Below are 20497 nucleotides of genomic sequence, written 5' to 3' on the forward strand. Positions count from 1 at the left end.
GGCGTGGTCTGGTTCGGGGAGATGCTCCCCCGGCGGCCCTGGGACGCCGCCGTCTCCGCGATCTCCGCCGCATCCGCGGTCCTCGTCGTCGGCACCTCCGGCCTCGTCCACCCCGCCGCGTCGCTCCCCGGCCTCGCCGCGGACCGCGGCGTGCCGCTGGTCGAGGTGAACCCCGGTCCTCCGGGTTTCCCGCACGAGGCGAGCGTGCACCTACGCGCCACCGCCGCGCAGGCGCTGCCGTCTCTCCTGGCACCCTGACCGCGGCGTCACATCGCGTGGGCGATGCGACGGGTCGCGAAATCGGCGCGGGATCCTCGCCGCCGCGCTAGCTTTCTCCCTGCGAGGATCGTCAACATCGCGTTCCCGCCTCCCGTCCCCGGGAGTTCACCACCGGAGGTCAGCTCATGTCCGACACGTCCCCGAGTACGCCAACCGAGACTTCCACCGCCACGCCGTCCGGGACGGCCGTGATCGCGGCCGAGATGATAGGCACCTTCTGGCTGGTGCTGGGAGGGTGCGGCACCGCGGTGTTCGCGGCCGTCCAGGTGGCCACCGCCGACACCGGGGATGTTCCCGTGGGCGTCGGTTATCTCGGAGTCTCCCTGGCCTTCGGCCTGACCGTCCTGACCGGCGTGTACGCGCTCGGCCACCTCTCGGGAGGCCACTTCAACCCCGCCGTCACCATCGGCGCGGCGATCGCGGGGCGCCTGCCCTGGTCCAAGGCGCCCGTCTATATCGTCAGCCAGGTCCTCGGGGGCCTCGTCGCGGGCGCACTGATCCTGGTCGTGGCCTCGGGCAAGGCGGGCTTCGAGGCGACGGGGCACATGGCCGCGAACGGCTACGGGGAGAACTCCCCGGACGGATACGGTCTGCTGTCGGCCCTCGTCATCGAGGTCGTGCTGACCGCGATCTTCATCTGGGTGATCCTGGGCGCCACGGATCGCCGTGCACCTGCCGGATTCGCGCCGCTGGCGATCGGTCTGACGCTGACGCTCATCCACCTCGTCTCGATCCCGATCACCAACACCTCGGTCAACCCGGCCCGCTCCACCGCCGTGGCGTTCTTCAACGGCGACGGAGCCGTCGGCCAGCTGTGGCTCTTCTGGGTGGCCCCGATCCTGGGCGCGCTCATCGCCGGCGCCCTGTACGGCCCGCTGTTCGGCGAGAGGATCAGGAACGCCTCGGGCCCGGCGGCCCGGGTCTGACCCTATCGATACCTCGACACCGGGACGCCACGGGCCCGCGGGACGGCATCCCGCGGGCCCGGTCTCCGCTCAAGACCGTGAGACGTCAGCGCCCCCGGTCGTCTCGACCGGTCCGCCCGGTCATCTTGTCCACGATCCCCGGCTCGTTCTCCGGGTGGGCGGCCGGACCCACGTCCTGCGGGTGACGCCCGGCCGGGCCCTCGTCGAGGCCGTGGAGGTCCTCGGCCCGGGAGTGCCTACCAGGGGTGTCGGAGTCGGCGGCCCCGGTCGGCGTGGCGACCCCGAGGCCGTCGGTCCGGCCCACGGTTCGGGCATCTGTCCGCGCACCGGTCCGACTGTCGTGCTGCCCGACGGGGTCGCGGTCGACGGCCCGGTCCGGGCCGGCGTCACGGCCCGGCGCGTCGGCGCGGTGCTTGGGGTCGAGCTTGTCAGCGTGCTCCTCCATGCGCCGCACGTCCTGACGCTGCTCGTCGAGCACGGAACGGTGCTGCTCGGCCTCCGCGCGAAGCCGGTCCGCCTCCGCGGCCTTGGCCTGGGCCTCCTGCTCCGCCGCGCCCGCGCGATGCTCCTGTTCACGGGCGACGGAGTGTTGGCGTTCGAGCTGCTGCTCCCGCTCGCGCGCGTCCTTCCGCAGTTCTGCAGCCTCACCCAGCTTCTTGCGACTGCTGTTCTTCGTGGCCACAGCGATGAGCGCGATGACCACGACCAACGCGACCACCCCGATGACGATCCAGATGATGGGGTCCATAACAGCCTCCGATTCCAGGGGTCACATTCCACCGGGAACGTAACCCCCCTCCCGAACGCCTGCCACCGGTGGGCGCGCGGGGCGCCGGAGTTGCGGGGCCCCGGTCAGTGCAGAGTCCGCGGCACCAAGCCGACCTCTCGGGCCTCCCGACTCAGACGGTCGCGGTGATCCGGGTGGGCGATCGCGATCAACGCGGCCGCCCGGGCGGACACCGACCGGCCCCTCAGCGTGGCGATCCCGTACTCGGTGACCACGCTGTCGATGATGTTCTTGTGGGTCGTCACCGGACTGCCGGGGGTCAGCGAGAGGGTGATGCGGCTGATCCCCCGGGACGTCTGGGACGGGGTGACGATGAACCCGTGGCCACCGGGCGAGAACCTGCAGCCCCTGGCGAAGTCCGCCTGCCCACCGGCGCCGGACCAGTACCGACCCCCGATGGTCTCCGACGCCGCCTGTCCGTAGAGGTCGACCTCGCTCGTGGCGTTGATCGAGTGGAGGTTGTGCTCCAGGCCGATCACACGCGGGTCGTTGACGATGTCCACCGGCAGCATGGCGACCGAGGGGTTGTTGTGCAGCCAGTCCATGAGCTTCTGTGACCCCACCGCGAAGGTGGTGACGTGTTTGAACGGCCTACCGGTCTTCCGCGAACCGTCGATGACGCCGGCGTCCACGAGGTCCATCACCCCGTCCGACAGAGCCTCGGTGTGGATGCCCAGGTTCTCGTGCCCCGTGAGACGGGACAGCACGGCGTTGGGGAGCTTGCCGACGCCGAGCTGCAGGCAGGCCCCGTCGGGGACCCGCTCGGCGATGACGTCGGCGATCGCGTGCTCGATCTCACCGGGCACCGGCGGGTCGACGGTGATCATCGGCGCGTCGTTCCGGGTCACCCCCACGACCTGGGAGATGTGGATGTGATTCCGGCCGAATGTCCGCGGCATCCTGGCGTTGACCTCCACGAAGAACGGCACCTGCCCGATGAAGGACGCCACGTAGTCGGCGTTGGTGCCCATGGAGAAGAACCCGTGTTCGTCGATCTCGGACACCGTGGTGATCGCGAGCCCGGGCGGGCTGAACTCACGCAGGGTCGCGGGGACCTGGGCGAAGTCGACCGGGACGAGGTCACACGTGCCCTCGTGGAAGTTCTTCCGTGACCCCGGGCCGAGGAAGTAGTCCACATGCCGGAGCCTGCCGGGGTACGCACCCTCCATGAACGGGAGTGACTCCCAGGGATCCATGTGGTGGACGGTGACGTTCTCGAGTCTCTCCGCACCCGCGTCGAGGGCGCGCAGCAGGGCCGGGGGCGCCGCGTTCTGGATCGGCGAGATGATGTGCATTCCCGGCGTGACGTGCTCGAGGACCGCCTCGGGCGGCAGTTCCTCGTAGTGGATGTCCTTCATCGCGGGTCACACTCCGGTCATCGGGGATGGTGTGGGCGTCCGCCCGGGCGGCGGGTCACGCCAGGGCGGGGATGACCTCTCGTTCGAACAGCTCGAGGCCAGAGGTGTCGGTGGCGATCTCGGGGAAGTAGAAGACGCCGTAGGTCATCCCCAGACCTTCGAGTCCGCGCAGCTTGTCCACGATCTGCTCGGGCGTGCCCACCGCGGGCAGACCGCGGTACGCGCCGAGCTGCCGCTCCGCCTCGTCCTGCCCGACGTGGCGGGCCATCCGGTCGCGGAGGAACGCGAGTCTGTCGGCGACGTCCTTCTCCGTCTCCCCCACCGCGACGTTGTAGTTCGCGGTGCGCGTGATCTCGGACGGGTCCCGCCCCAGGTCGGCGCAGTGCCGCGCGAGGACCTGTGATTTGTGGGCGAACCCCTCGGGGCTGCCGTCGAAGTTGGTGTAGTCGGCGTGGCGGGCGGCGATCCGGAGCGTCTTGCGCTCGCCGCCGCCGGCGATCCACATCGGGATGCCGCCCTCCTGCAGTGGCCGGGGTTGCACGATGGCACCGTCGATCCGGAAATGGTCTCCCTCGAGCGAGACGATGCCGTCGGCCCAGGCGTCGCGCATGATGCGCACTCCCTCGTCGAGCATCGCGATTCGCTCGCCCGCGGAGGGGAAGCCGTAGCCGTATGCCCGCCACTCGTGCTCGTACCACCCGGCGCCGATCCCCATCTCGACCCGACCGCCGGATATGTGGTCGACGGTCGAGGCCATCTTGGCCAGCAGCGCGGGGTTGCGGTACCCCAGACAGGTGCACATCTGACCGAGCCGGACCCGGGTGGTCGCCGCGCCCAGCGCGGACATCAGGGTCCAGGCCTCATGGGTGGCCTCACCGGTGGTGAGCGGCGCGGTGTGCATGTGGTCGTACACCCACACCGACTCCCACGGGCCCGCGTCCGCCCGGGAGGCGAGGTCGGCGATGACCGGCCAGTGCCGGGCGGGAGGCACGTCGACCAGGTCGAGTCGCCAGCCCTGGGGCAGGAAGAGTCCGAAGCGCATGCCACGACACTAGTGCCGCCTTCAGGGCGCGGAGAGCCGTTCACCCACGCCCGGGGCCTCGGTGTCGTCGTCGTCACGACCCGGCAGAGGTCTACCCTCGAACCCACACCCCCGGTGAAGGGAGGCCGCCATGCCCACCTCGGAGATCCGCCGGGCGATGCGCGCCCAGGACCGGCGCCGGTTCCTCCCACCGGAGGTCGCGGGCGACCACCACCGCGACGCGCCGCTGCCCATCGGCTTCGGGCAGACCAACTCTCAGCCCTCCACCGTGGCGACCATGCTGGCCCTTCTCGAACCCTTCCCCGGGATGAGGGCCCTCGACGTCGGTTCCGGCAGCGGTTGGACCTCGGCGATACTCGGAGAACTCGGGGGCCCGGGGTCTGCCGTGTTCGCGGTCGAGTTGGTTCCTGAGCTGGTCGAGCGCTCGCGGGCGGCGATCCCCCAGCCCTGGGTGTCGGTTCACCAGGCGCGGCCCGGCGTCCTGGGACTGCCGGAGCACGGCCCGTTCGACCGGATCCTCGTCTCCGCCATGGGCGACGCCCTCCCGCAGGAACTGGTGGATCAGCTCGCCGACGGCGGCGTGATGGTCGCACCCTGGGGGGACGTCATGCACCGGGTTCGGCGCGGTCAAGGGGACCTCGAGGTCACCGACCACGGCGGATACCGCTTCGTCCCCCTGCGGGACACCCGATTCTGACCTGCGCGATCGGGCGATTACCCTGGACCCGAGTGTTAGCCGCGTCTCAGGAATCAGGAGCGTCAATGCCCGAGTTCGTCTATGAGGACCTCCTCCCGGTCGGTGCGGACACCACCGAGTACCGCCTCCTGACCACCGAGGGCGTATCCACGGTCGAGGGTCCGGACGGCACGACGTTCCTGCGCGTGGAGCCCGAGGCGATCCGGTTGCTCACCGAGACGGCCATGCACGACATCTCGCACTACCTGCGCCCCGATCACCTCGCCCAGGTCGCCAAGATCCTCGACGACCCCGAGGCCAGTGACAACGACAAGTTCGTCGCTCTGGATCTGCTCAAGAACGCCAACATCGCCGCCGGCGGGGTACTGCCGATGTGCCAGGACACCGGCACCGCGATCGTCAAGGGCGAGCGCGGTCAGCACGTGTTGACCCCGGGCCCGGATGAACAGGCGGTCGCTCGCGGCGTCTACGACGCGTTCACCCGTCTCAACCTGCGCTACTCGCAGAACGCCCCCCTCACCATGTGGGACGAGAAGAACACCGGGAGCAACCTCCCGGCCCAGATCGAGATCGGCGCGGACACCACTCCCGGCCACGAGAACAGCTACAAGTTCCTGTTCATGGCCAAGGGCGGCGGCTCGGCCAACAAGTCCTTCCTGTACCAGGAGACCAAGGCGATCCTCAATCCCGAGCGGATGATGCAGTTCATCGAGGAGAAGATCCGCTCCATCGGCACCGCGGCCTGCCCGCCCTACCACCTCGCCATCGTGGTGGGCGGGACCTCGGCCGAGTTCGCGGTCAAGACCGCCAAGCTCGCCTCGGCCCACTACTTGGACGAACTCCCCAGGGAAGGGGCCATGTCGGGCCGGGGGTTCCGCGACGTGGAGCTGGAGGAGAAGGTCTTCGAACTGACCCAGCAGATCGGGATCGGAGCGCAGTTCGGTGGCAAGTACTTCTGCCACGACGTGCGCGTGGTGCGGCTCCCGCGCCACGGGGCCTCGCTCCCGGTGGCGATCGCCGTCTCCTGCAGCGCCGATCGCCAGGCCAAGGCCAAGATCACGCCGGAAGGCGTGTTCCTCGAGAAGCTCGAGTTCGACCCCGGCCGGTTCCTGCCCGCGACCACCGATGCGGAGCTGGACGCCGCGACACACGGCGTGTCCGGTACCGGCAAGGGCGCCGCGGTGAAGATCGACCTCAACAAGCCCATGCCAGAGATCCTCGCCGAGCTCAGCAAACACCCCGTCAAGACCCGGTTGTCGCTGACCGGTCCCCTGGTCGTCGCCCGCGATATCGCCCACTCCAAGATCAAGGAGCGGCTCGACGCCGGCGAGGAGATGCCCCAGTACCTCAAGGACCACCCGGTCTACTACGCAGGCCCTGCCAAGACCCCGGAGGGCATGCCGTCGGGGTCGTTCGGTCCCACCACGGCCGGCCGCATGGACTCCTACGTCGAGCAGTTCCAGGCGGCGGGCGGATCCATGGTCATGCTCGCCAAGGGGAACCGGTCGAAGCAGGTCACCGAGGCCTGCGCGACCCACGGTGGGTTCTACCTGGGATCGATCGGCGGCCCCGCCGCCCGCCTTGCGCAGGACTGCATCAAGCACGTCGAGGTGATCGAGTACGAGGAGCTCGGCATGGAGGCGGTGTGGAAGATCGACGTGGAGGACTTCCCGGCGTTCATCGTGGTCGACGACAAGGGCGAGGACTTCTTCGCCCACACCGGCGAGGTCACGCTGACGATCGGTAAACGCCCCGGGCTCTGAGCCGCGTATGCGGGCCTTCGCCGCGGCGACCTCGTCAGGCTCCCCGGGCCGCTCTCTCCAGAGCCGCCACGTCGAGTCTGACCATGTCCATCATCACCGTGAAGGCCCGTGCGGCGGCGGCCCGGTCCCCCGACCGCCACAGGTCGTACAGCGAGTGGGGTGCGACCTGCCATCGCACGCCGTAACGATCGATTAGCCACCCGCACTGCATCTCTCGTCCGCCCCCGGCGAGGAGGCCGTCCCAGTAGTGGTCGATCTCGGCCTGGTCGGAACACCGGATCTCCAGCGAGATCGCGTCGGTGTACTCGACCCCCGGTCCGCCGTTGAGCGCGAGGAAGGTCCGTCCGTCGAGCTCGAACTCCACGGTCAGGACCTCGCCGGCCTTCGGTCCCGGGGTGTCGACGGGCGTCTCGTCGACGGCGATGACCCGCGAGTTCGGGAAGACCGAACAGTAGAACTCCGCGGCCTCCTCCGCCTGCCCGTCCAACCACAGGCACGTGACGAATGTCGTCATCTCGACCCTTCCTCCAGCCCGTGCGGGCGTGTCCCGGGTCCAGTGTCCACCCCCCGCGGGCCTCACGGAACACCATGGCGCGTCGCGATCCGGCAACGAAAACCGGCTGGCCCCGGCCGCGACTAAGATCTGCGTGCATGAACAGGATCACGCGCGCCCTCGCCACAATCGCTGTCGCCGGCGCCGCCACCGCCGGGCTCTCCGCGTGCGGGTCGGACGATCAGCAGGACCAGACCGGGCCGGCGGGGGCGTCGCCGACCGCGTCCGCGGTGATGACCACGACGCCCTCCGCCCCTGTTCCCGGGCCGGCCGAGTCCATGATCGACATCCCCGCGCCGGTGGCGGAGCGCTGGCGCGACCTCGGCGGCGAGACCGGCGAACTGGGCCGGGCGACCGGCCCCGCCTCAGATGTCGAGGGCGGTTCGATCACCGACTTCGAACGCGGGGCGATCGTCCTCTCCCCGGCGGGGCGCGCCTTCGTGGTGCAGGGTGAGATTCTCACCGCCTACCTCGAGGAAGGCGGTCCCGGCGGCGAACTGGGGTTCCCCACCGCGGACGAGGCCACCACCGATGGCGGATGGATCTCCACCTTCGAGGGCGGGGTCATCACCTACATCGACGGGGTCGCTGAGGTGCAGGTCGACTAGCGGTCGGCCTCGGCCGCACCGGGCGTAGGGTGGCGGTCACGCCCGACCCCCGAGGTGGTGCCCGACATGCCGGTGATGACGACCACGGCGTCCCGACTGCTTACCGGTGCCCGCCGCCGGGCCGGGCTGATGGTGCGCTCCCGGATCGCCGGAGATGACGCCGCGGAGCAGCGGCAGCGGATCTGGCACTCCGAGGGCGATCGGTGGAACTCTTCCGGGGACGCGATCTACGCGGTGCACGGCGACGCCTCCATGTTCGCCGGTGGGCTGACGGCTCTGCTGCTGCAGTCGCTGCACCCGCTGGCCATGGCAGGGGTGGCGGACCACAGCGACTACCGCGGGGACCCCTGGGGCAGGCTCCACCGCACCTCCCAGTTCATCGCCACGACGACGTTCGGGACGATCTCCGACGCGACCGACCTCATCCGGGCTATCAACGGCATGCACCGGTCCGTTGTCGGGGTCGACTACCGTGGCCGCCCCTATGACGCCCGCGACCCGCACCTGCTGAGGTGGGTGCACGTGGCCGAGATCTGGAGCTTTCTCGAGTGCCACCGTCTCTATGGTCGCGCCCCGATGTCGCCGGGACGGCAGGACGAGTACGTGCGGCAGACGTCACGTACCGGGATCATGCTGGGGGCGAGAGGCGTCCCGACCACCGTCGAGGACCTCGCCGCGGCGCTCGAGGAGTACCGGCCCGAGCTCGAGGCGTCTCCGGCCGCGCTCGACGCCCGGCACTTCCTGCTCGACGAACCGCCCGTGGGATGGACCGCACGACCCGCCTACGCGATGCTCCGTGAGGGCGCGGTCGCCGCGCTCCCCTCCTGGGCACGGCGGTCACTGGGCCTGTCCGACGGCCCCTTCGGCTCGCGGGAGGTGGCCCTGCACCTCGGACGGGCCGGCGTGTGGACACTCAGGTGGGTACTGGACGCCGTGGAGGACTGATTCGGGGCTACTCTGTGACATCCGACCCGCCCGCGGTTCGGCTAGTCCCGTCGGCGGGGACTTCTCCCGCCCGCTCCAGTGAGGTGATCATGGCCGCTGGTCTCGCCGCCCTGCTCGACGACGTCGCCGTCCTGGCCCGGATGGCCGCGGCCAGCACCGACGACATCGCGGCCGCATCCGGACGAGCCAGCATCAAGGCCGCCGGAGTGGTGGTCGATGACACCGCGGTGACGCCGCAGTACGTCCGCGACGTGGAGCCGTCGCGGGAACTGCCCATCATCCGTCGGATCGCCACGGGCTCGTTGGGCAACAAGGCGATCATCATCGTCTTCGCCCTCGTCCTCAGCCAGTTCGTCCCGTGGGTCCTGACCCCGTTGCTCATGCTGGGCGGTGCCTACCTCTGCTACGAGGGCGCCGAGAAGGTGTGGGAACGGATCTCAGGGCACCACGAGGAGGCCACGCCGGTCGTGGAGAAGGGTCCGGACGCGGAGAAGCGGATGGTCCGTGGGGCGGTGACCACCGACTTCATCCTCAGCGCCGAGATCATGATGATCGCGCTCAACGAGGTCGCCGACGAGCCGTTCTGGATCCGTGCGGCGATCCTGGTCGTGGTGGGCGTACTCATCACCGCGCTCGTCTACGGGGTGGTCGCGGTGATCGTCAAGATGGACGACGTCGGTCTGCACCTCGCCGGGAGACGGTCCCCCGGCACCCAGCGGTTCGGAAACGGACTGGTCAAGGCGATGCCGACGGTTCTCGAGGTGATCTCGTTCGTCGGGATGCTCGCGATGCTGTGGGTCGGCGGGCACATTCTGCTGGTGGGGTTGGACGAGCTCGGGGCGACGGCTCCCTACCATCTGGTCCACCTCCTGGAGGAGCCGGCCGCCGCGGTCGCGGGGGTCGGGGGCGTTCTCGGGTGGCTGGTCAACACCCTCTGCTCGCTGGTGTTCGGGCTGGTCGTCGGCGCCGTGGTGGTGGCGGTCGCCCACGTGGTCCCCCAACGGCGGAGCGGGTCGGGACACTGAGTCTGCGCACCGCCGGTGTGGGTCGCCGGCGTCGCCTAGTCTCGTGGGCATGGACCTGGCCCTCTCCCTCGCCCCCGTCGCCGCACTGCTCGGCACATGGAGGGGGGACGGCGCGGGTGAGTATCCCACCATCGAGGATTTCGCCTACACCGACGAGGTCGTCTTCACGAATGTCGGCAAGCCGTTCCTGCACTACGTCCAGCGGTCGTGGAGCCCCGACGGCGCCCCCATGCACACCGAGACGGGTTACCTGCGCATTCCCGTTGTCGGAACCGCGGAGATGATCTTGGCGCAGCCCATGGGTCAGACCGAGCTCGCAGAGGGGACGGTTGTCGCCGAGGCGGACAGGCTCGTCCTGGAGCTGACGGCCAGGGTGTCCAACACCGCCACCGCCAAGCGGGTGGACGCCACCAGGCGCCGGTACGAACTCACCGGGGACAGGCTGGTCACGACGTTCGCCATGGCCGCGGTCGGCGTGCCCATGACCCACCACCTCTCGTCGGACCTGCGCCGCGTCTGAGCGCCTGCGACAGTTCTGAGGGCCTGCGCCGGGCCCGGACACCGCGATACAGTCCGAGCGGTGGCCCCCGGGTGCGGTCGAGGCGACCATGGGGGTGCACACACAGTTCCGCTGACGACCGGGGAGGGATCGTGGCCGAGAAGAAGAACGACCAGCAATCGTCGAACATCAAGGACGAGAAGGTCTACCAGGCGCTGCGCGACGACGGGGCGAGCAAGGAGAAGGCGGCCCGGATCGCCAACGCCTCGGCCAAGAGCTCCCGGTCCGAGGTCGGGCACAAGGGCGGCAAGGCGGGTTCATACGAGGACTGGACCGTCGACGAGCTCCGCGACCGGGCCGGAGAGATCGGGATCGAGGGACGCTCGTCCATGAAGAAGGACGAGTTGATCGAGGCTCTTCGCGACCACTGACCCGGGCGGCCGGACGGTCGACGGTCTGGTGACGGGATCGCGGTGATCGCGCCCCGCCACTACAGTCATGGGATGCGTACCGTCCTTCACACCAAGCTCGATGACTTCTCCGACCAGCTGGTCCGGTTCTGCGAGATGAACAATCGACTCCTGGACCTCGCCAGCGTGGCGCTTCTCGAGGGGGACGAGGTCGCGGCCACCGAGGTGATCGACGGCGCGGCCGAGGTGGAGGACCTCCGGGAGGACAGCGAGCAGCACGCCTTCGACCTGCTGTTGCTCGAAGCGCCCGTGGCCCGCGACCTGCGTCAGGTGGTCTCGGGCATCTACATCGTCGAGCACTTCACCCGCATGGCCGCCCTCACCGGCCACATCGCACGCGTCGCCCGCCGCCGTCACCCCAAGCCCGTCGTACCCGATCCCGTCGTCCCGACGATCCGTGAGTTCGCCGAGCGCGACTCGGCCATGGCCCGGAACCTCGGGCGGCTCCTGCCCACCAAGGACGTCCGCCTCGCTCGATCGCTCGACACCGAGGACGACGCAGTCGACTCACTCCACGCCGAGCTCATGAGGCAGATCTCCGCGGAGGACTGGCCCCACGGCTCGGTCGCGGCGGTGGACCTGGCCCTGCTCGCGCGCTACTACGAGCGGTTCGCCGATCACACGGTCAGCATCGCCAACCGCGTGGTCTACCTCGCCACCGGTGAGCGACCCGGGGGCGGCTCGCTGTCCCACCTCGACGACGGCACCGTCCTCGACTGACCCGACCCCCGAAGGTGGGGCGCCCTCTCGTCGGGCGCGTCCACCCCAGGGGTCTCACCGGCAGATCGCGCCCGTCGAGGCCGACTGCACGAGCTTGGAGTACTTGGCCAGCACGCCTCGGGTGTACCGGGGAGGAAGCGGCTCCCACCCGGCGCGCCGATGCGCCAGCTCGGCCTCGTCGACCAGCAGATCGAGCGTCCCACGGGAGACGTCGAGGCGGATTCGGTCACCGTCTCGCACGAACGCGATCGGACCACCGTCCACCGCCTCGGGAGCGATGTGGCCGACACACAGGCCGGTGGTCCCACCGGAGAACCGCCCGTCCGTCATCAACAGGACGTCCTTGCCGAGTCCGGCGCCCTTGATGGCGCCGGTGATCGCGAGCATCTCGCGCATGCCCGGGCCGCCCTTGGGCCCCTCGTAGCGGATCACCACGACGTCCCCGGCGGTGATCGTGCCGTCCTCCAGCGCGTCCATAGCGGAGCGCTCGCGCTCGAACACGCGGGCCGTGCCCTCGAAGACATCGGAGTCGAAGCCGGCGGACTTGACCACGGCGCCCTCCGGGGCGAGCGACCCGTGCAGGATCGTGATGCCGCCGGTCGGGTGGATCGGCTCGGTCATCGCGCGCAGCACCAGCCCGTCCGGGTCCGGCGGGGCGATGTCCGCGAGGTTCTCGGCGACGGTGCGTCCGGTGACGGTGAGGCAGTCGCCGTGCAGGAGTCCCGCGTCGAACAGGGCCCTCATGACCACCGGCACCCCGCCGATCCGGTCGACATCGGTCATCACGTGGGCGCCGAACGGCTTGACGTCCGCGAGATGCGGCACCGTCGCGCCGATGCGGGCGAAGTCGTCGAGGGTCAGATCGACCTCCGCCTCACTGGCGATCGCGAGCAGGTGCAGCACGGCGTTGGTGGAACCGCCGAAGGCCATGACGACGGCGATGGCGTTCTCGAACGCCTCCTTGGTCATGATGTCGCGGGCGGTGATCCCCCGACGCAGGAGTTCGACGACCGCCTCTCCGCTCGCCCTGGCGTAGTCGTCGCGACGGCGATCCGGGGCAGGCGGTGACGCGCTGCCCGGGAGGGACATGCCCAGGGCCTCGGCCGCGCTCGCCATGGTGTTGGCGGTGTACATGCCGCCGCACGCACCCTCCCCGGGGCAGATGGCGCGTTCGATGGTGTCGACGTCCTCGCGGCTCATCAGACCGCGCGAGCACGCCCCGACCGCCTCGAACGCGTCGATGATGGTGACCTGCTTCTCCGTACCGTCGGAGAGGGTCGCGAAACCCGGCAACGTGGACCCCGCGTAGAGGAAGACGCCGGCCAGGTCGAGTCGCGCGGCCGCCATGAGCATCCCCGGCAACGACTTGTCGCAGCCGGCGAGCAGCACCGATCCGTCGAGCCGCTCCGCGCTCATCACCGTCTCCACGCTGTCGGCGATCACCTCGCGGGACACGAGCGAGAAGTGCATGCCCTCGTGGCCCATCGAGATGCCGTCGGACACCGAGATGGTGCCGAACTCGAGCGGGTACCCCCCGCCCGAGTGCACGCCCTCCTTGACCGCCTTGGCCAGGCGGTCGAGGGAGAGGTTGCACGGGGTGATCTCGTTCCACGAGGAGGCCACCCCGATCTGGGGCTTGACCCAGTCGTCGTCGCCCATTCCCACCGCACGGAGCATTCCGCGGGCCGCCGTCTTCTCCAGGCCGTCCGTGACGTCCCGGCTGCGGGGCTTGATGTCCACACCGTCGCGCGCGTGCGCCTTGTCGCCGTCGCGCGCGTGCGCCTTGTCCGTCTGCTGCGTCATACCGCCACCCTAGGCGGTGGAGGGCGGCGAATCGCAGTAGAGTCTCGACTCGTCACGCCGGCGTGAGCTCCAGAAGGCGACCGCCCGGTCCGTCCTCGAGGACCCAGATCGCTCCGTCGGGGGCCTCGGCGAGGGCACGGATCCGCTCGCCCATGTCCCATTCGCGGACGACCGTCGCGGTCTGGTCGTGCAGCTCCGCGCGGACCATTACCTGTCCGGACAGTCCGCCGACGAGTGCGCTGCCTCTCCACCCGTCGAAGCGGTCCCCGCGGTAGATCAGAAGGCTGGCCGGGGAGATCGCGGGCACCCAGTAGGCGGCGGGAGGTACGAACCCGTCGTCGACGCCGTGGTCCGGGATGTCGCCGCCGTCGTAGTGCCTGCCCATCGAGGCCTCCGGCCACCCGTAGTTCCCACCCTCGTCGAGCAGGTTGAGCTCGTCCCCGTCGCGGGGCCCCATCTCGGACACCCAGATCCGGCCCTGCGGGTCCTCGGCGATGCCCAGGGGGTTGCGGTGGCCGATGGTCCACAGTTCCGCGGCGGAGCCGCCCGCATCGGCCCACGGGTTCCCCGGCGCGGGATCCCCGTCCGGGGTCAGGCGCACCACGCCGCCCAGGTTGTCGGCGGTGTCCTGGGCGGGGGTCTGCTCCTGGCGGTCTCCCGAGGTCACATAGAGATGGTCGTCGTGGACGAGCAGGCGCAGGGCGTAGTGCCCGGTGCCGGCCGCGGGGTCCTGCTCCCAGATCACCTCGAGATCCCTCAGCTCGGAACGGTCCACGTCGAGGGTCCCGCGGCCCACCACCCCCTGGGAGCCGGCGGGATGGTCCCGCACCCAGCTGAGGTAGACGGTGCCGTCCTCGGCGTGGGTGGCGCCCGGTGCCACATCGTGCAGGCCCCCCTGCCCGCCGTCGTTCACCGGCGGGACCCCCGCGACCTCCGTGACCTGACCGGTGGTCTGGTCGCGGAGCAGGAGCTCGCCCCCGCGTTGGGTGATGAGCAGGTGGTCGGACCCGGGCAGGAAGCTCATCGCCCACCCCTGGTCGAACTCACCGTGTTCCGTCACCCGGAAGTCCTCGGCGGTGGTGGCGGTGGACGGCGCCTGTCCCGCCCTGTCGTCGGAGGTGACGGAGGTGGGCCCGCCCGTACACCCGGTCAGGAGGAGCGTCACTGCCGCCACCGGGACGAGAAAAGGTCGCATACTCCACGGTATCGATTCCTCTGGTGGCCCGCTGCCTCAGTCGTCGTCGCCCCTGGCGCGCTCGTAGCGTCGGAGGGTCTCCCGTCGCTCCTCGGCGTGGTCCACGATGCGCTCGGGGTACCCGTGGTCGTATCCGTCCGCCGCCCGCCACGGCTCGTGCGCGTCGGCGCCGGTCAGGTGCGCGAGTTCGGGTATCCACCGACGGACGTAGTCGCCGTCGGGGTCGAACTTCACTCCCTGCGTGACCGGGTTGAACACCCGGAAGTACGGCGAGGCGTCGGTCCCGGTGCCGGCCACCCACTGCCACCCGTGGTTGTTGGAGGCGAGGTCCCCGTCCCTGAGGTGGTCCAGGAAGTGCCGGGCGCCGGTCGGCCACCACACGTGCAGATCCTTGACGAGGAAGCTCGCGGTGACCATCCGCACCCGGTTGTGCATCCATCCCTCGGACCGCAGTTGTCGCATCCCCGCGTCCACGAAGGGGTAACCGGTCAGCCCCTGCCGCCACGCCTCGACGAGTTCGTCGGTCTCCGGCCCCTCGTCGTAGTCCATCCCTGACAGCGTGTCGCGCAGGTCGCGCCACGCCGAGCGGGGCCAGTGCCACAGGACGTCCGCGTAGAACTCGCGCCACGCCAACTCGGAGACGAACCGGCGTGCGCCATCGGTGTCGGCGGCGGGATGGGCGGCGAGTTCGGCCAGGATCGTCCGCGGATGGATCTCTCCGTACTTCAGGTGCACCGACAACCGGCTCGTCGTGTCCAGGTCCGGTCGGTCGCGCTGGTCGCCGTACGAGGTCAGGTCCTCGGCGAGGAACTCCCTCCACCGGTCCAGGGCCGCCTGCTCACCCACCTCCTCCGCGGACCCCGAATCGCGTGCCCCCGTGATGTCGTGCGAGCCGCCGGTGTCGGGGTCCGCGGCCCACGCGATGTCCTCGGGGCGGGCGCCGGGCTCCGGCCACCCGTGGTCGTGCCAGGCCTTGGAGAAGGGGGTGAAGACCCGGTACGGTTCGCCGGACTTGTTGAGGACCCGTCCCGGTCCGACCGCGTAGGGCGACCCGGTCTCGAGCAGTTCCCGACCCGCCCCGCCGAGCAGCTCACGTGCCCTGTCGTCCCGTCGCCGGCCGTAGGGGGTGGACTCGCGACTCACGTGCACCTGCGCGGCGTCCACGGCCTCCGCGAGCTCCGCGATCACCTCGGCGGGATCGCCCGTCCGGACGACCAATGCCCCACCGGTGTCGGCGGACAGGGCGGTCAGGGAGGCCTCCAGCCGGTCGGTTCGGGCGCCGCCACGTCCCAGCAGCACCGGGTCACGCACGAACACCGGCAGGACCTCGTCCGCGGAGTCGACGGCCGCGAGGAGAGCGGGATGATCGCTGAGCCGCAGATCGCGTCGGAACCACAGGATCGAGATGCTCACGTCGCCTCCGGGTACGGTCTGGCTGTGGGCGTGCCCCGGAGTCCGCCCGGGCCCGCCGCCGTGGCTCGATTCTGGCAGAAGTGGCTACTCCAGCGAGGACGCCGAGGTGAAGACCGCTGACACCGCGCGGTCGAACGCGGACGGCCGGACCCGGAGCGCCCGCGCCGCCACGGGGTGCAGGAACGTCCGGATGGCGCCGGAGGGGACCGCGGCCGGCCACCACTGGCGCGGACGGAGCAGCTGCCCGCGGTAGTGCGTGAGCGCCGGGGTGACGGACAGCGCCCCGGTCCGGTCGCGGAAGTAGGCGTCGAAGTCCTCGACCGTCGGGGGCAGCGGTGTGTCGGAGATGCCGTAGGCGCGGTACCACCTGCAGCACGAGGCGTAGAGCGACCGGCGTTCCCCTGCGTCCAGTGGACCGCGGAATCTCGTGATGGTCTCGAACAGCGAGTCCACGTACGTGGCGTGTTGGAAGTGGAAGACCTGCGGGTCCAGCGAGTGGTAACGACGGCCGTCGGCGTCGGTTCCCCGGATGGTGTCGTGCGTGACCACGATGCGCCCCGGTATCCAGGACTCCGGATGCGGGTCGAACGCCATGTCGATCGTCGGGGGGACCGACCGCCGCTTGTGCAGCCAGACGAAGCCCGGGGAGGGCGAGTGCTCGAGCGTCGCCGCACTGATCGCGGGGTGCATCAGCTGCAGTGACACCGCGCGGGGCAGCATGAACAGGAACTGCCGGGACCGGAGGTGCTCGAACAGTCCGGGTTCCGGGGTGGCCGCGCCTGTCATGGGTGGTCCCGTCTCTTTCGTTCCGCCGGTGAGGTTAGTGGGCGAGAGCGGGGAAGTGGGGCACGACGTTCTCGGCCAGCTCGTGGACGACCTCCCGGATCGGCCGGCGGGACGCCCCGACCCCCAGCAGGACGTGGTTGACCCCGATCCCCCGCAGGTCCGCCAGGTGCTCGACCAGACGCCGGTGACCGATCCGGAACCCGAAGCCGATCGGCGAGGCCGCCTCGTCCGGGTCCTCGGCCAGGTCGATCTGGAGCGATTGCGCGAAGGGACTGAACACCTCGTCGTCGTCGTCGGATCCTCCCTCCCGACTCTCCGCCACCACCTCGCGCCACCTCGCGGCGGTCCGGCGCTGCGCGTCGAAATCGCGTGGGTAGGTCAGCCATCCGTGCCCGTGTGCCGCCAGGTAGGAGATGCTCTGCTGACACGAGCCAGTCATGATCAGCGGCACCGACGAGGCGGTGGGCTTGGGGACCACGTCCGCGCTGTGCATCCACCCCCCGGACCAGCGGATCCCGCGCATCTCGGTGGTGAGGGCGTGGGTCATCACCGTGAGGTTCTCCCGGAACCTCTCCCCCCGCCGCCCCTGCTCCAGCCCGAACGCACGGAACTCCTCCGGCCGGTCGCCGGAGGCCACCCCCAGGAGGAACCGGCCGCCGGACAGACGGTCCAGGCTGGCCGCGGACTTGGCCACGTGCAGTGGATGGCGGACGGGCAGCACGACGGCCGCCGTCCCGAGGGTGATCCGGCTGGTGTGCGCGGCCACGTACGCGAGGAACACCCACGGATCGTAGACCTGGCCCACGTCGCCGAACGAAGGGACGCGAAGCGGGATGTCCCGGGCGTGGAGGGCGGCGAACCCTCCGTTCTCCGCGGCCCGGGCGACCTCGATCTGTGCGCTGATGTCCGGGCCGTCGACCCGGTCGGCGCGCGTCCGCAGCGGGAAGCCCAGCCCGAGGGTCAGTCGCCCCGCGCCGAACGTGCGACGGAACCCCGGGAGCCGCCGGGGGTCACCGTCGGACGTGTCGAGCGGCGAGGTGGTCATGTGCCCCACCCTCGCACGAGCCGGTCGACGCCGGTCGACGGCCTCGCGTGCGCGCCGCTCGTCTAAGCTCTCCTTCATCGATCGAGCGAGAGGCCGGACGTGACCACCACCATCCTGGCCTCCGAGGCGTCCCCCACCGAACTCGTCTCGTTGTTCTGGATCGTTCTGGCCGTCTGGGCGGCTCCGGTGCTGTCCGGTGTCACCCGCTCGTTCATCCCCGGCGTGGTGCTGCTCCTGGCGGGCGGGATGGTGATCGGCCCCCACGGTCTGGGCCTCGCGGTGGAATCCGGCGGTGTCGCGCTCCTCTCCGAGCTCGGTCTGGGGATGCTGTTCCTCCTGGCCGGGTTCGAGCTCGAGGTCTCCACCCTGACCGGGCGCAGCGGACGCCGGGCGGCCGGGACCTGGGCCGTCAGCCTCGTCCTGGCGGCCGGGGTGGGGTTGCTGGTCTCGGGACGCTGGGAGACGGCCGTGGCGATAGGCCTCCTGCTCACCTCCACCGCCATCGGTACGCTCCTGCCCATCCTCAAGGGGTCGGGTCACGACAGCACTCCCGTGGGCAGAGCCGTCCTCACCCACGGAGCGGTCGGGGAACTGGGACCGATCCTGGTGATGGCGGTGCTGCTCGGTACCCGCAGCATCGAGTCCTCGATCGCGGCGGTCGGATTGTTCCTCCTGGCCGCGCTCGTCATCCTGGCGGTGCCGGCCCGACTGCTCCACGTCCCCGCACTCGGCCGGGCGCTGCTGAGAGGCACCACCTCCACCGGCCAGCTGGCCATGCGCACGGTGATCCTGCTCCTGGCCACCATGATGGTGGTGGCCACGGTGTTCGGTCTCGACGTGGTGCTCGGCGCCTTCGCCGCCGGGATGATCTTGCGCCGGCTGGTCGACTCCCTCGGGGCACATCTGCGCGAGGCAGGACAGTCCCCGGATCGGGGGCTGGCCACGGTCCTGCTCCGCCAGCTGGAGACCGTCGGCTACACCGTGTTCATCCCGGCCTTCTTCGTGGTGTCGGGGATGAGCATCGACCTCAGGGCGGTGGCGGCCTCGCCGTGGGTGCTGGTGGCCGCCGTGGTGAGCATGCTCGTCCTCCGTGGCGGCGGGGTGTGGGTGAGCGAGACCGTCGCCCGCGTGAGCCCCGGCCTCGAGGGCCCGCGGGAGCGGGCGCGGGTGGGTCTGTACGCGGCGACCGGCCTGCCGATCATCGTGGCGGTGACCGAGGTCGCCGTGAACAACGGCCTGATGACGGGCGAGATCTCCTCCGTGTTGGTGGCGGCGGGGGCGGTCACCGTCCTGCTCTTCCCCCTCCTGGCGGAGGCGGTGCGGGCCGGCGCGCCGTCCTCCCGTCGCTAACGACGGGAGGCCGCATCCGGGGACCGGTGGGCGGGCAGGGTGGCCGGCTCCCACAGTCGCGGCCCGTGTGCCAGGAGCAGACCGGCCGCCAGCGCGCCGAGGCCACCCGCGGCCATGTCCCCGATCGTGTCGTCGAGGGTGACGTAGATCTGGTCGGTCAGGTAGGTGTAACCGAACCACTCCACCATCTCCCACAACGCGCCGAGGGCCAGGCCGAACGCCGTGGTGAGCACCACCGCCGCCACGGCCGGGACGCCGCCGTCGGCGGTCACCGGCACGATCCCGCGGTGGGCGAGGAAGAGGTACGCCACCACCGCCAGTGCACCGGCGCACACGAAGTGGACCACGATGTCCCACCACCAGATTCGCGTGTACAGGTCGAAGACGTTGCTCCACGCCGCCACCAGCAGCGTGACCGACACAGTGATGTCCGCCCACGGCCTCATCCCCACGAAGCGCGGGAGCATCAGGCCCGGTAACGCGAACGCCACGATGGCCGCGTCGGTCAGCCCGTGAAGGAGCAGCGCCACCAGGACGCTGAGGGTCCCGAGGATCCGGAGGGCGTCGGCCCCCATCCGCGCGCGACTCTCCGCGGGTCGCAGGAAGTTGTCGATCACTCCTCGACGCCGCCTTCGTCGAGACGCACCACGGCGTGGACGGGCAGATGGTCGGACGCCCAGACCCCGCCGGGCCGCGCCGGGTTGACCGCGGCGCGGGTCACCCTCACCGTCGGCGAGGCGAAGATCCAGTCGATGCGCGTGCCGTTCCTCTGGGGCGCGCGGTAGCCGGTGTACGTCCCCCACTCCTCGCTCACGCGGGCCCGCGCGCTGAGCCACGTGTCGACGAGGCCGCCGTCCCTGACCAACTCGCGCACCGCCGCGCCCCCCGGGCCCGTGTTGAGGTCGCCGGTCACCACGGTCGGCGCCCCCGCGGCGGACACCAGCTCGAGAACGGCCCGCGCCGAGCGGAGACGCGACCGCGCGGAGAACGGGTCGAGGTGGGTGTTGATCATCCGGAACTCGCGGCCGGTCCGGCGATCACGGAAGGTCGCCGTCACCATCACCCGGGGGATGAGGTTCCCCCAGGACAGCGAGCCCGCGCGAACGGGGTGGTCGGACAACGCGAGCTGGTCCCACTCGAGCACCTCGAGCCTCGCCGAGTCGTAGAAGATCGGGGAGGCCTCGCCGCGCCCGCCCGCCCCACGCCCGCGACCGATGACCCGGTATCCGGGGC

22 protein-coding genes are annotated in these 20497 nt (G+C 70.6%); 11 read left to right on the forward strand and 11 right to left on the reverse strand.

Annotated features, from left to right (window positions below):
* Positions 1-258, forward strand: a 258-nt coding sequence (locus IY392_RS05580) for a Sir2 family NAD-dependent protein deacetylase (protein ID WP_304511139.1), incomplete at its 5' end; no start/stop codon positions are given.
* Positions 259-404: 146 nt separating this feature from the next.
* Complete coding sequence (gene aqpZ / locus IY392_RS05585; protein ID WP_375292890.1) at positions 405-1205, forward strand: aquaporin Z; 801 nt, start codon at positions 405-407, stop codon at positions 1203-1205.
* Between the two features lie 85 nt (positions 1206-1290).
* On the opposite strand, the gene IY392_RS05590 is transcribed toward aqpZ, so the two are convergent.
* The 3 genes from IY392_RS05590 to IY392_RS05600 all read right to left on the reverse strand — a co-directional run bounded on the left by IY392_RS05590 (position 1291) and on the right by IY392_RS05600 (position 4392).
* On the reverse strand, positions 1291-1953 hold the full coding sequence (locus tag IY392_RS05590; RefSeq protein WP_194860731.1) for a hypothetical protein: 663 nt from the start codon (positions 1951-1953) through the stop codon (positions 1291-1293).
* 104 nt (positions 1954-2057) lie between these two features.
* Positions 2058-3350 (reverse strand): acetyl-CoA hydrolase/transferase family protein, encoded by a 1293-nt coding sequence (locus IY392_RS05595; protein WP_107756768.1) that lies wholly within the window; start codon positions 3348-3350, stop codon positions 2058-2060.
* A gap of 55 nt (positions 3351-3405) precedes the next feature.
* Positions 3406-4392 (reverse strand): LLM class F420-dependent oxidoreductase, encoded by a 987-nt coding sequence (locus IY392_RS05600; protein ID WP_194860732.1) that lies wholly within the window; start codon positions 4390-4392, stop codon positions 3406-3408.
* A 130-nt stretch (positions 4393-4522) separates the two neighbouring features.
* Here IY392_RS05600 and IY392_RS05605 point away from each other — a divergent pair, with 130 nt between their 5' ends.
* Complete coding sequence (locus tag IY392_RS05605; protein ID WP_194860733.1) at positions 4523-5089, forward strand: protein-L-isoaspartate O-methyltransferase; 567 nt, start codon at positions 4523-4525, stop codon at positions 5087-5089.
* Between the two features lie 65 nt (positions 5090-5154).
* Positions 5155-6852 (forward strand): fumarate hydratase, encoded by a 1698-nt coding sequence (locus IY392_RS05610; RefSeq protein ID WP_107756771.1) that lies wholly within the window; start codon positions 5155-5157, stop codon positions 6850-6852.
* Between the two features lie 34 nt (positions 6853-6886).
* On the opposite strand, the gene IY392_RS05615 is transcribed toward IY392_RS05610, so the two are convergent.
* Positions 6887-7366 (reverse strand): VOC family protein, encoded by a 480-nt coding sequence (locus IY392_RS05615; RefSeq protein WP_107756772.1) that lies wholly within the window; start codon positions 7364-7366, stop codon positions 6887-6889.
* Positions 7367-7503: 137 nt separating this feature from the next.
* On the opposite strand from IY392_RS05615, the gene IY392_RS05620 reads away from it, so the two are divergent.
* From IY392_RS05620 to IY392_RS05645, 6 genes are all read left to right on the forward strand, one after another.
* On the forward strand, positions 7504-8013 hold the full coding sequence (locus tag IY392_RS05620) for an LGFP repeat-containing protein (RefSeq protein ID WP_194860734.1): 510 nt from the start codon (positions 7504-7506) through the stop codon (positions 8011-8013).
* A gap of 66 nt (positions 8014-8079) precedes the next feature.
* Positions 8080-8958: an oxygenase MpaB family protein gene (locus IY392_RS05625; RefSeq protein ID WP_194860735.1), complete on the forward strand. Its 879-nt coding sequence runs from the start codon at positions 8080-8082 to the stop codon at positions 8956-8958.
* 89 nt (positions 8959-9047) lie between these two features.
* Complete coding sequence (locus tag IY392_RS05630; protein WP_194860736.1) at positions 9048-9983, forward strand: DUF808 domain-containing protein; 936 nt, start codon at positions 9048-9050, stop codon at positions 9981-9983.
* A gap of 43 nt (positions 9984-10026) precedes the next feature.
* On the forward strand, positions 10027-10503 hold the full coding sequence (locus IY392_RS05635; RefSeq protein ID WP_375292891.1) for an FABP family protein: 477 nt from the start codon (positions 10027-10029) through the stop codon (positions 10501-10503).
* Between the two features lie 131 nt (positions 10504-10634).
* Positions 10635-10913, forward strand: coding sequence for a Rho termination factor N-terminal domain-containing protein (locus IY392_RS05640; RefSeq protein WP_107756776.1), 279 nt, complete (start codon positions 10635-10637; stop codon positions 10911-10913).
* A gap of 72 nt (positions 10914-10985) precedes the next feature.
* On the forward strand, positions 10986-11672 hold the full coding sequence (locus tag IY392_RS05645; RefSeq protein WP_107756777.1) for a PhoU domain-containing protein: 687 nt from the start codon (positions 10986-10988) through the stop codon (positions 11670-11672).
* A 54-nt stretch (positions 11673-11726) separates the two neighbouring features.
* On the opposite strand, the gene ilvD is transcribed toward IY392_RS05645, so the two are convergent.
* The 5 genes from ilvD to IY392_RS05670 form a co-directional block, all read right to left on the reverse strand.
* Positions 11727-13475 carry a dihydroxy-acid dehydratase gene (gene ilvD / locus IY392_RS05650; protein ID WP_194305701.1) on the reverse strand — a complete coding sequence of 583 codons (1749 nt, stop codon included), beginning with the start codon at positions 13473-13475 and terminating at the stop codon, positions 11727-11729.
* 52 nt (positions 13476-13527) lie between these two features.
* On the reverse strand, positions 13528-14649 hold the full coding sequence (locus IY392_RS05655) for a PQQ-dependent sugar dehydrogenase (RefSeq protein WP_194860738.1): 1122 nt from the start codon (positions 14647-14649) through the stop codon (positions 13528-13530).
* Positions 14650-14706: 57 nt separating this feature from the next.
* Complete coding sequence (locus IY392_RS05660; protein ID WP_197431516.1) at positions 14707-16077, reverse strand: deoxyribodipyrimidine photo-lyase; 1371 nt, start codon at positions 16075-16077, stop codon at positions 14707-14709.
* Positions 16078-16167: 90 nt separating this feature from the next.
* On the reverse strand, positions 16168-16869 hold the full coding sequence (locus tag IY392_RS05665) for an oxygenase MpaB family protein (RefSeq protein WP_107756781.1): 702 nt from the start codon (positions 16867-16869) through the stop codon (positions 16168-16170).
* 34 nt (positions 16870-16903) lie between these two features.
* Positions 16904-17914, reverse strand: coding sequence for an LLM class oxidoreductase (locus IY392_RS05670; RefSeq protein ID WP_182613834.1), 1011 nt, complete (start codon positions 17912-17914; stop codon positions 16904-16906).
* A gap of 99 nt (positions 17915-18013) precedes the next feature.
* Here IY392_RS05670 and IY392_RS05675 point away from each other — a divergent pair, with 99 nt between their 5' ends.
* Positions 18014-19264 (forward strand): cation:proton antiporter, encoded by a 1251-nt coding sequence (locus IY392_RS05675; RefSeq protein ID WP_194860739.1) that lies wholly within the window; start codon positions 18014-18016, stop codon positions 19262-19264.
* Here IY392_RS05675 and IY392_RS05680 read toward each other — a convergent pair.
* The gene (locus tag IY392_RS05680) at positions 19261-19881 is read right to left on the reverse strand and encodes a hypothetical protein (protein ID WP_107756784.1); all 621 of its coding nucleotides are present in this window, start codon (positions 19879-19881) and stop codon (positions 19261-19263) included. The two genes, IY392_RS05675 and IY392_RS05680, sit on opposite strands and share 4 nt — an antisense overlap.
* Positions 19878-20497, reverse strand: a 620-nt coding sequence (locus IY392_RS05685) for an endonuclease/exonuclease/phosphatase family protein (RefSeq protein ID WP_194860740.1), incomplete at its 5' end; no start/stop codon positions are given. The genes IY392_RS05685 and IY392_RS05680, both read right to left, overlap by 4 nt.

This window comes from Dietzia sp. SYD-A1, assembly GCF_015356725.1.
In the GTDB taxonomy this organism is placed as follows: Bacteria; Actinomycetota; Actinomycetes; order Mycobacteriales; family Mycobacteriaceae; genus Dietzia.

What these genes read in the sequence shown, in the direction of transcription:
- IY392_RS05665 (WP_107756781.1), bottom strand. Translation starts at nt 16,869, where the DNA reads ATGACAGGCGCGGCCACCCCGGAACCCGGACTGTTCGAGCACCTCCGG.
- aqpZ (WP_375292890.1), top strand. Translation starts at nt 405, where the DNA reads ATGTCCGACACGTCCCCGAGTACGCCAACCGAGACTTCCACCGCCACG.
- IY392_RS05630 (WP_194860736.1), top strand. Translation starts at nt 9,048, where the DNA reads ATGGCCGCTGGTCTCGCCGCCCTGCTCGACGACGTCGCCGTCCTGGCC.
- IY392_RS05620 (WP_194860734.1), top strand. Translation starts at nt 7,504, where the DNA reads ATGAACAGGATCACGCGCGCCCTCGCCACAATCGCTGTCGCCGGCGCC.
- IY392_RS05595 (WP_107756768.1), bottom strand. Translation starts at nt 3,350, where the DNA reads ATGAAGGACATCCACTACGAGGAACTGCCGCCCGAGGCGGTCCTCGAG.
- IY392_RS05625 (WP_194860735.1), top strand. Translation starts at nt 8,080, where the DNA reads ATGCCGGTGATGACGACCACGGCGTCCCGACTGCTTACCGGTGCCCGC.
- IY392_RS05670 (WP_182613834.1), bottom strand. Translation starts at nt 17,914, where the DNA reads ATGACCACCTCGCCGCTCGACACGTCCGACGGTGACCCCCGGCGGCTC.
- ilvD (WP_194305701.1), bottom strand. Translation starts at nt 13,475, where the DNA reads ATGACGCAGCAGACGGACAAGGCGCACGCGCGCGACGGCGACAAGGCG.
- IY392_RS05600 (WP_194860732.1), bottom strand. Translation starts at nt 4,392, where the DNA reads ATGCGCTTCGGACTCTTCCTGCCCCAGGGCTGGCGACTCGACCTGGTC.
- IY392_RS05645 (WP_107756777.1), top strand. Translation starts at nt 10,986, where the DNA reads ATGCGTACCGTCCTTCACACCAAGCTCGATGACTTCTCCGACCAGCTG.
- IY392_RS05610 (WP_107756771.1), top strand. Translation starts at nt 5,155, where the DNA reads ATGCCCGAGTTCGTCTATGAGGACCTCCTCCCGGTCGGTGCGGACACC.
- IY392_RS05615 (WP_107756772.1), bottom strand. Translation starts at nt 7,366, where the DNA reads ATGACGACATTCGTCACGTGCCTGTGGTTGGACGGGCAGGCGGAGGAG.
- IY392_RS05590 (WP_194860731.1), bottom strand. Translation starts at nt 1,953, where the DNA reads ATGGACCCCATCATCTGGATCGTCATCGGGGTGGTCGCGTTGGTCGTG.
- IY392_RS05605 (WP_194860733.1), top strand. Translation starts at nt 4,523, where the DNA reads ATGCCCACCTCGGAGATCCGCCGGGCGATGCGCGCCCAGGACCGGCGC.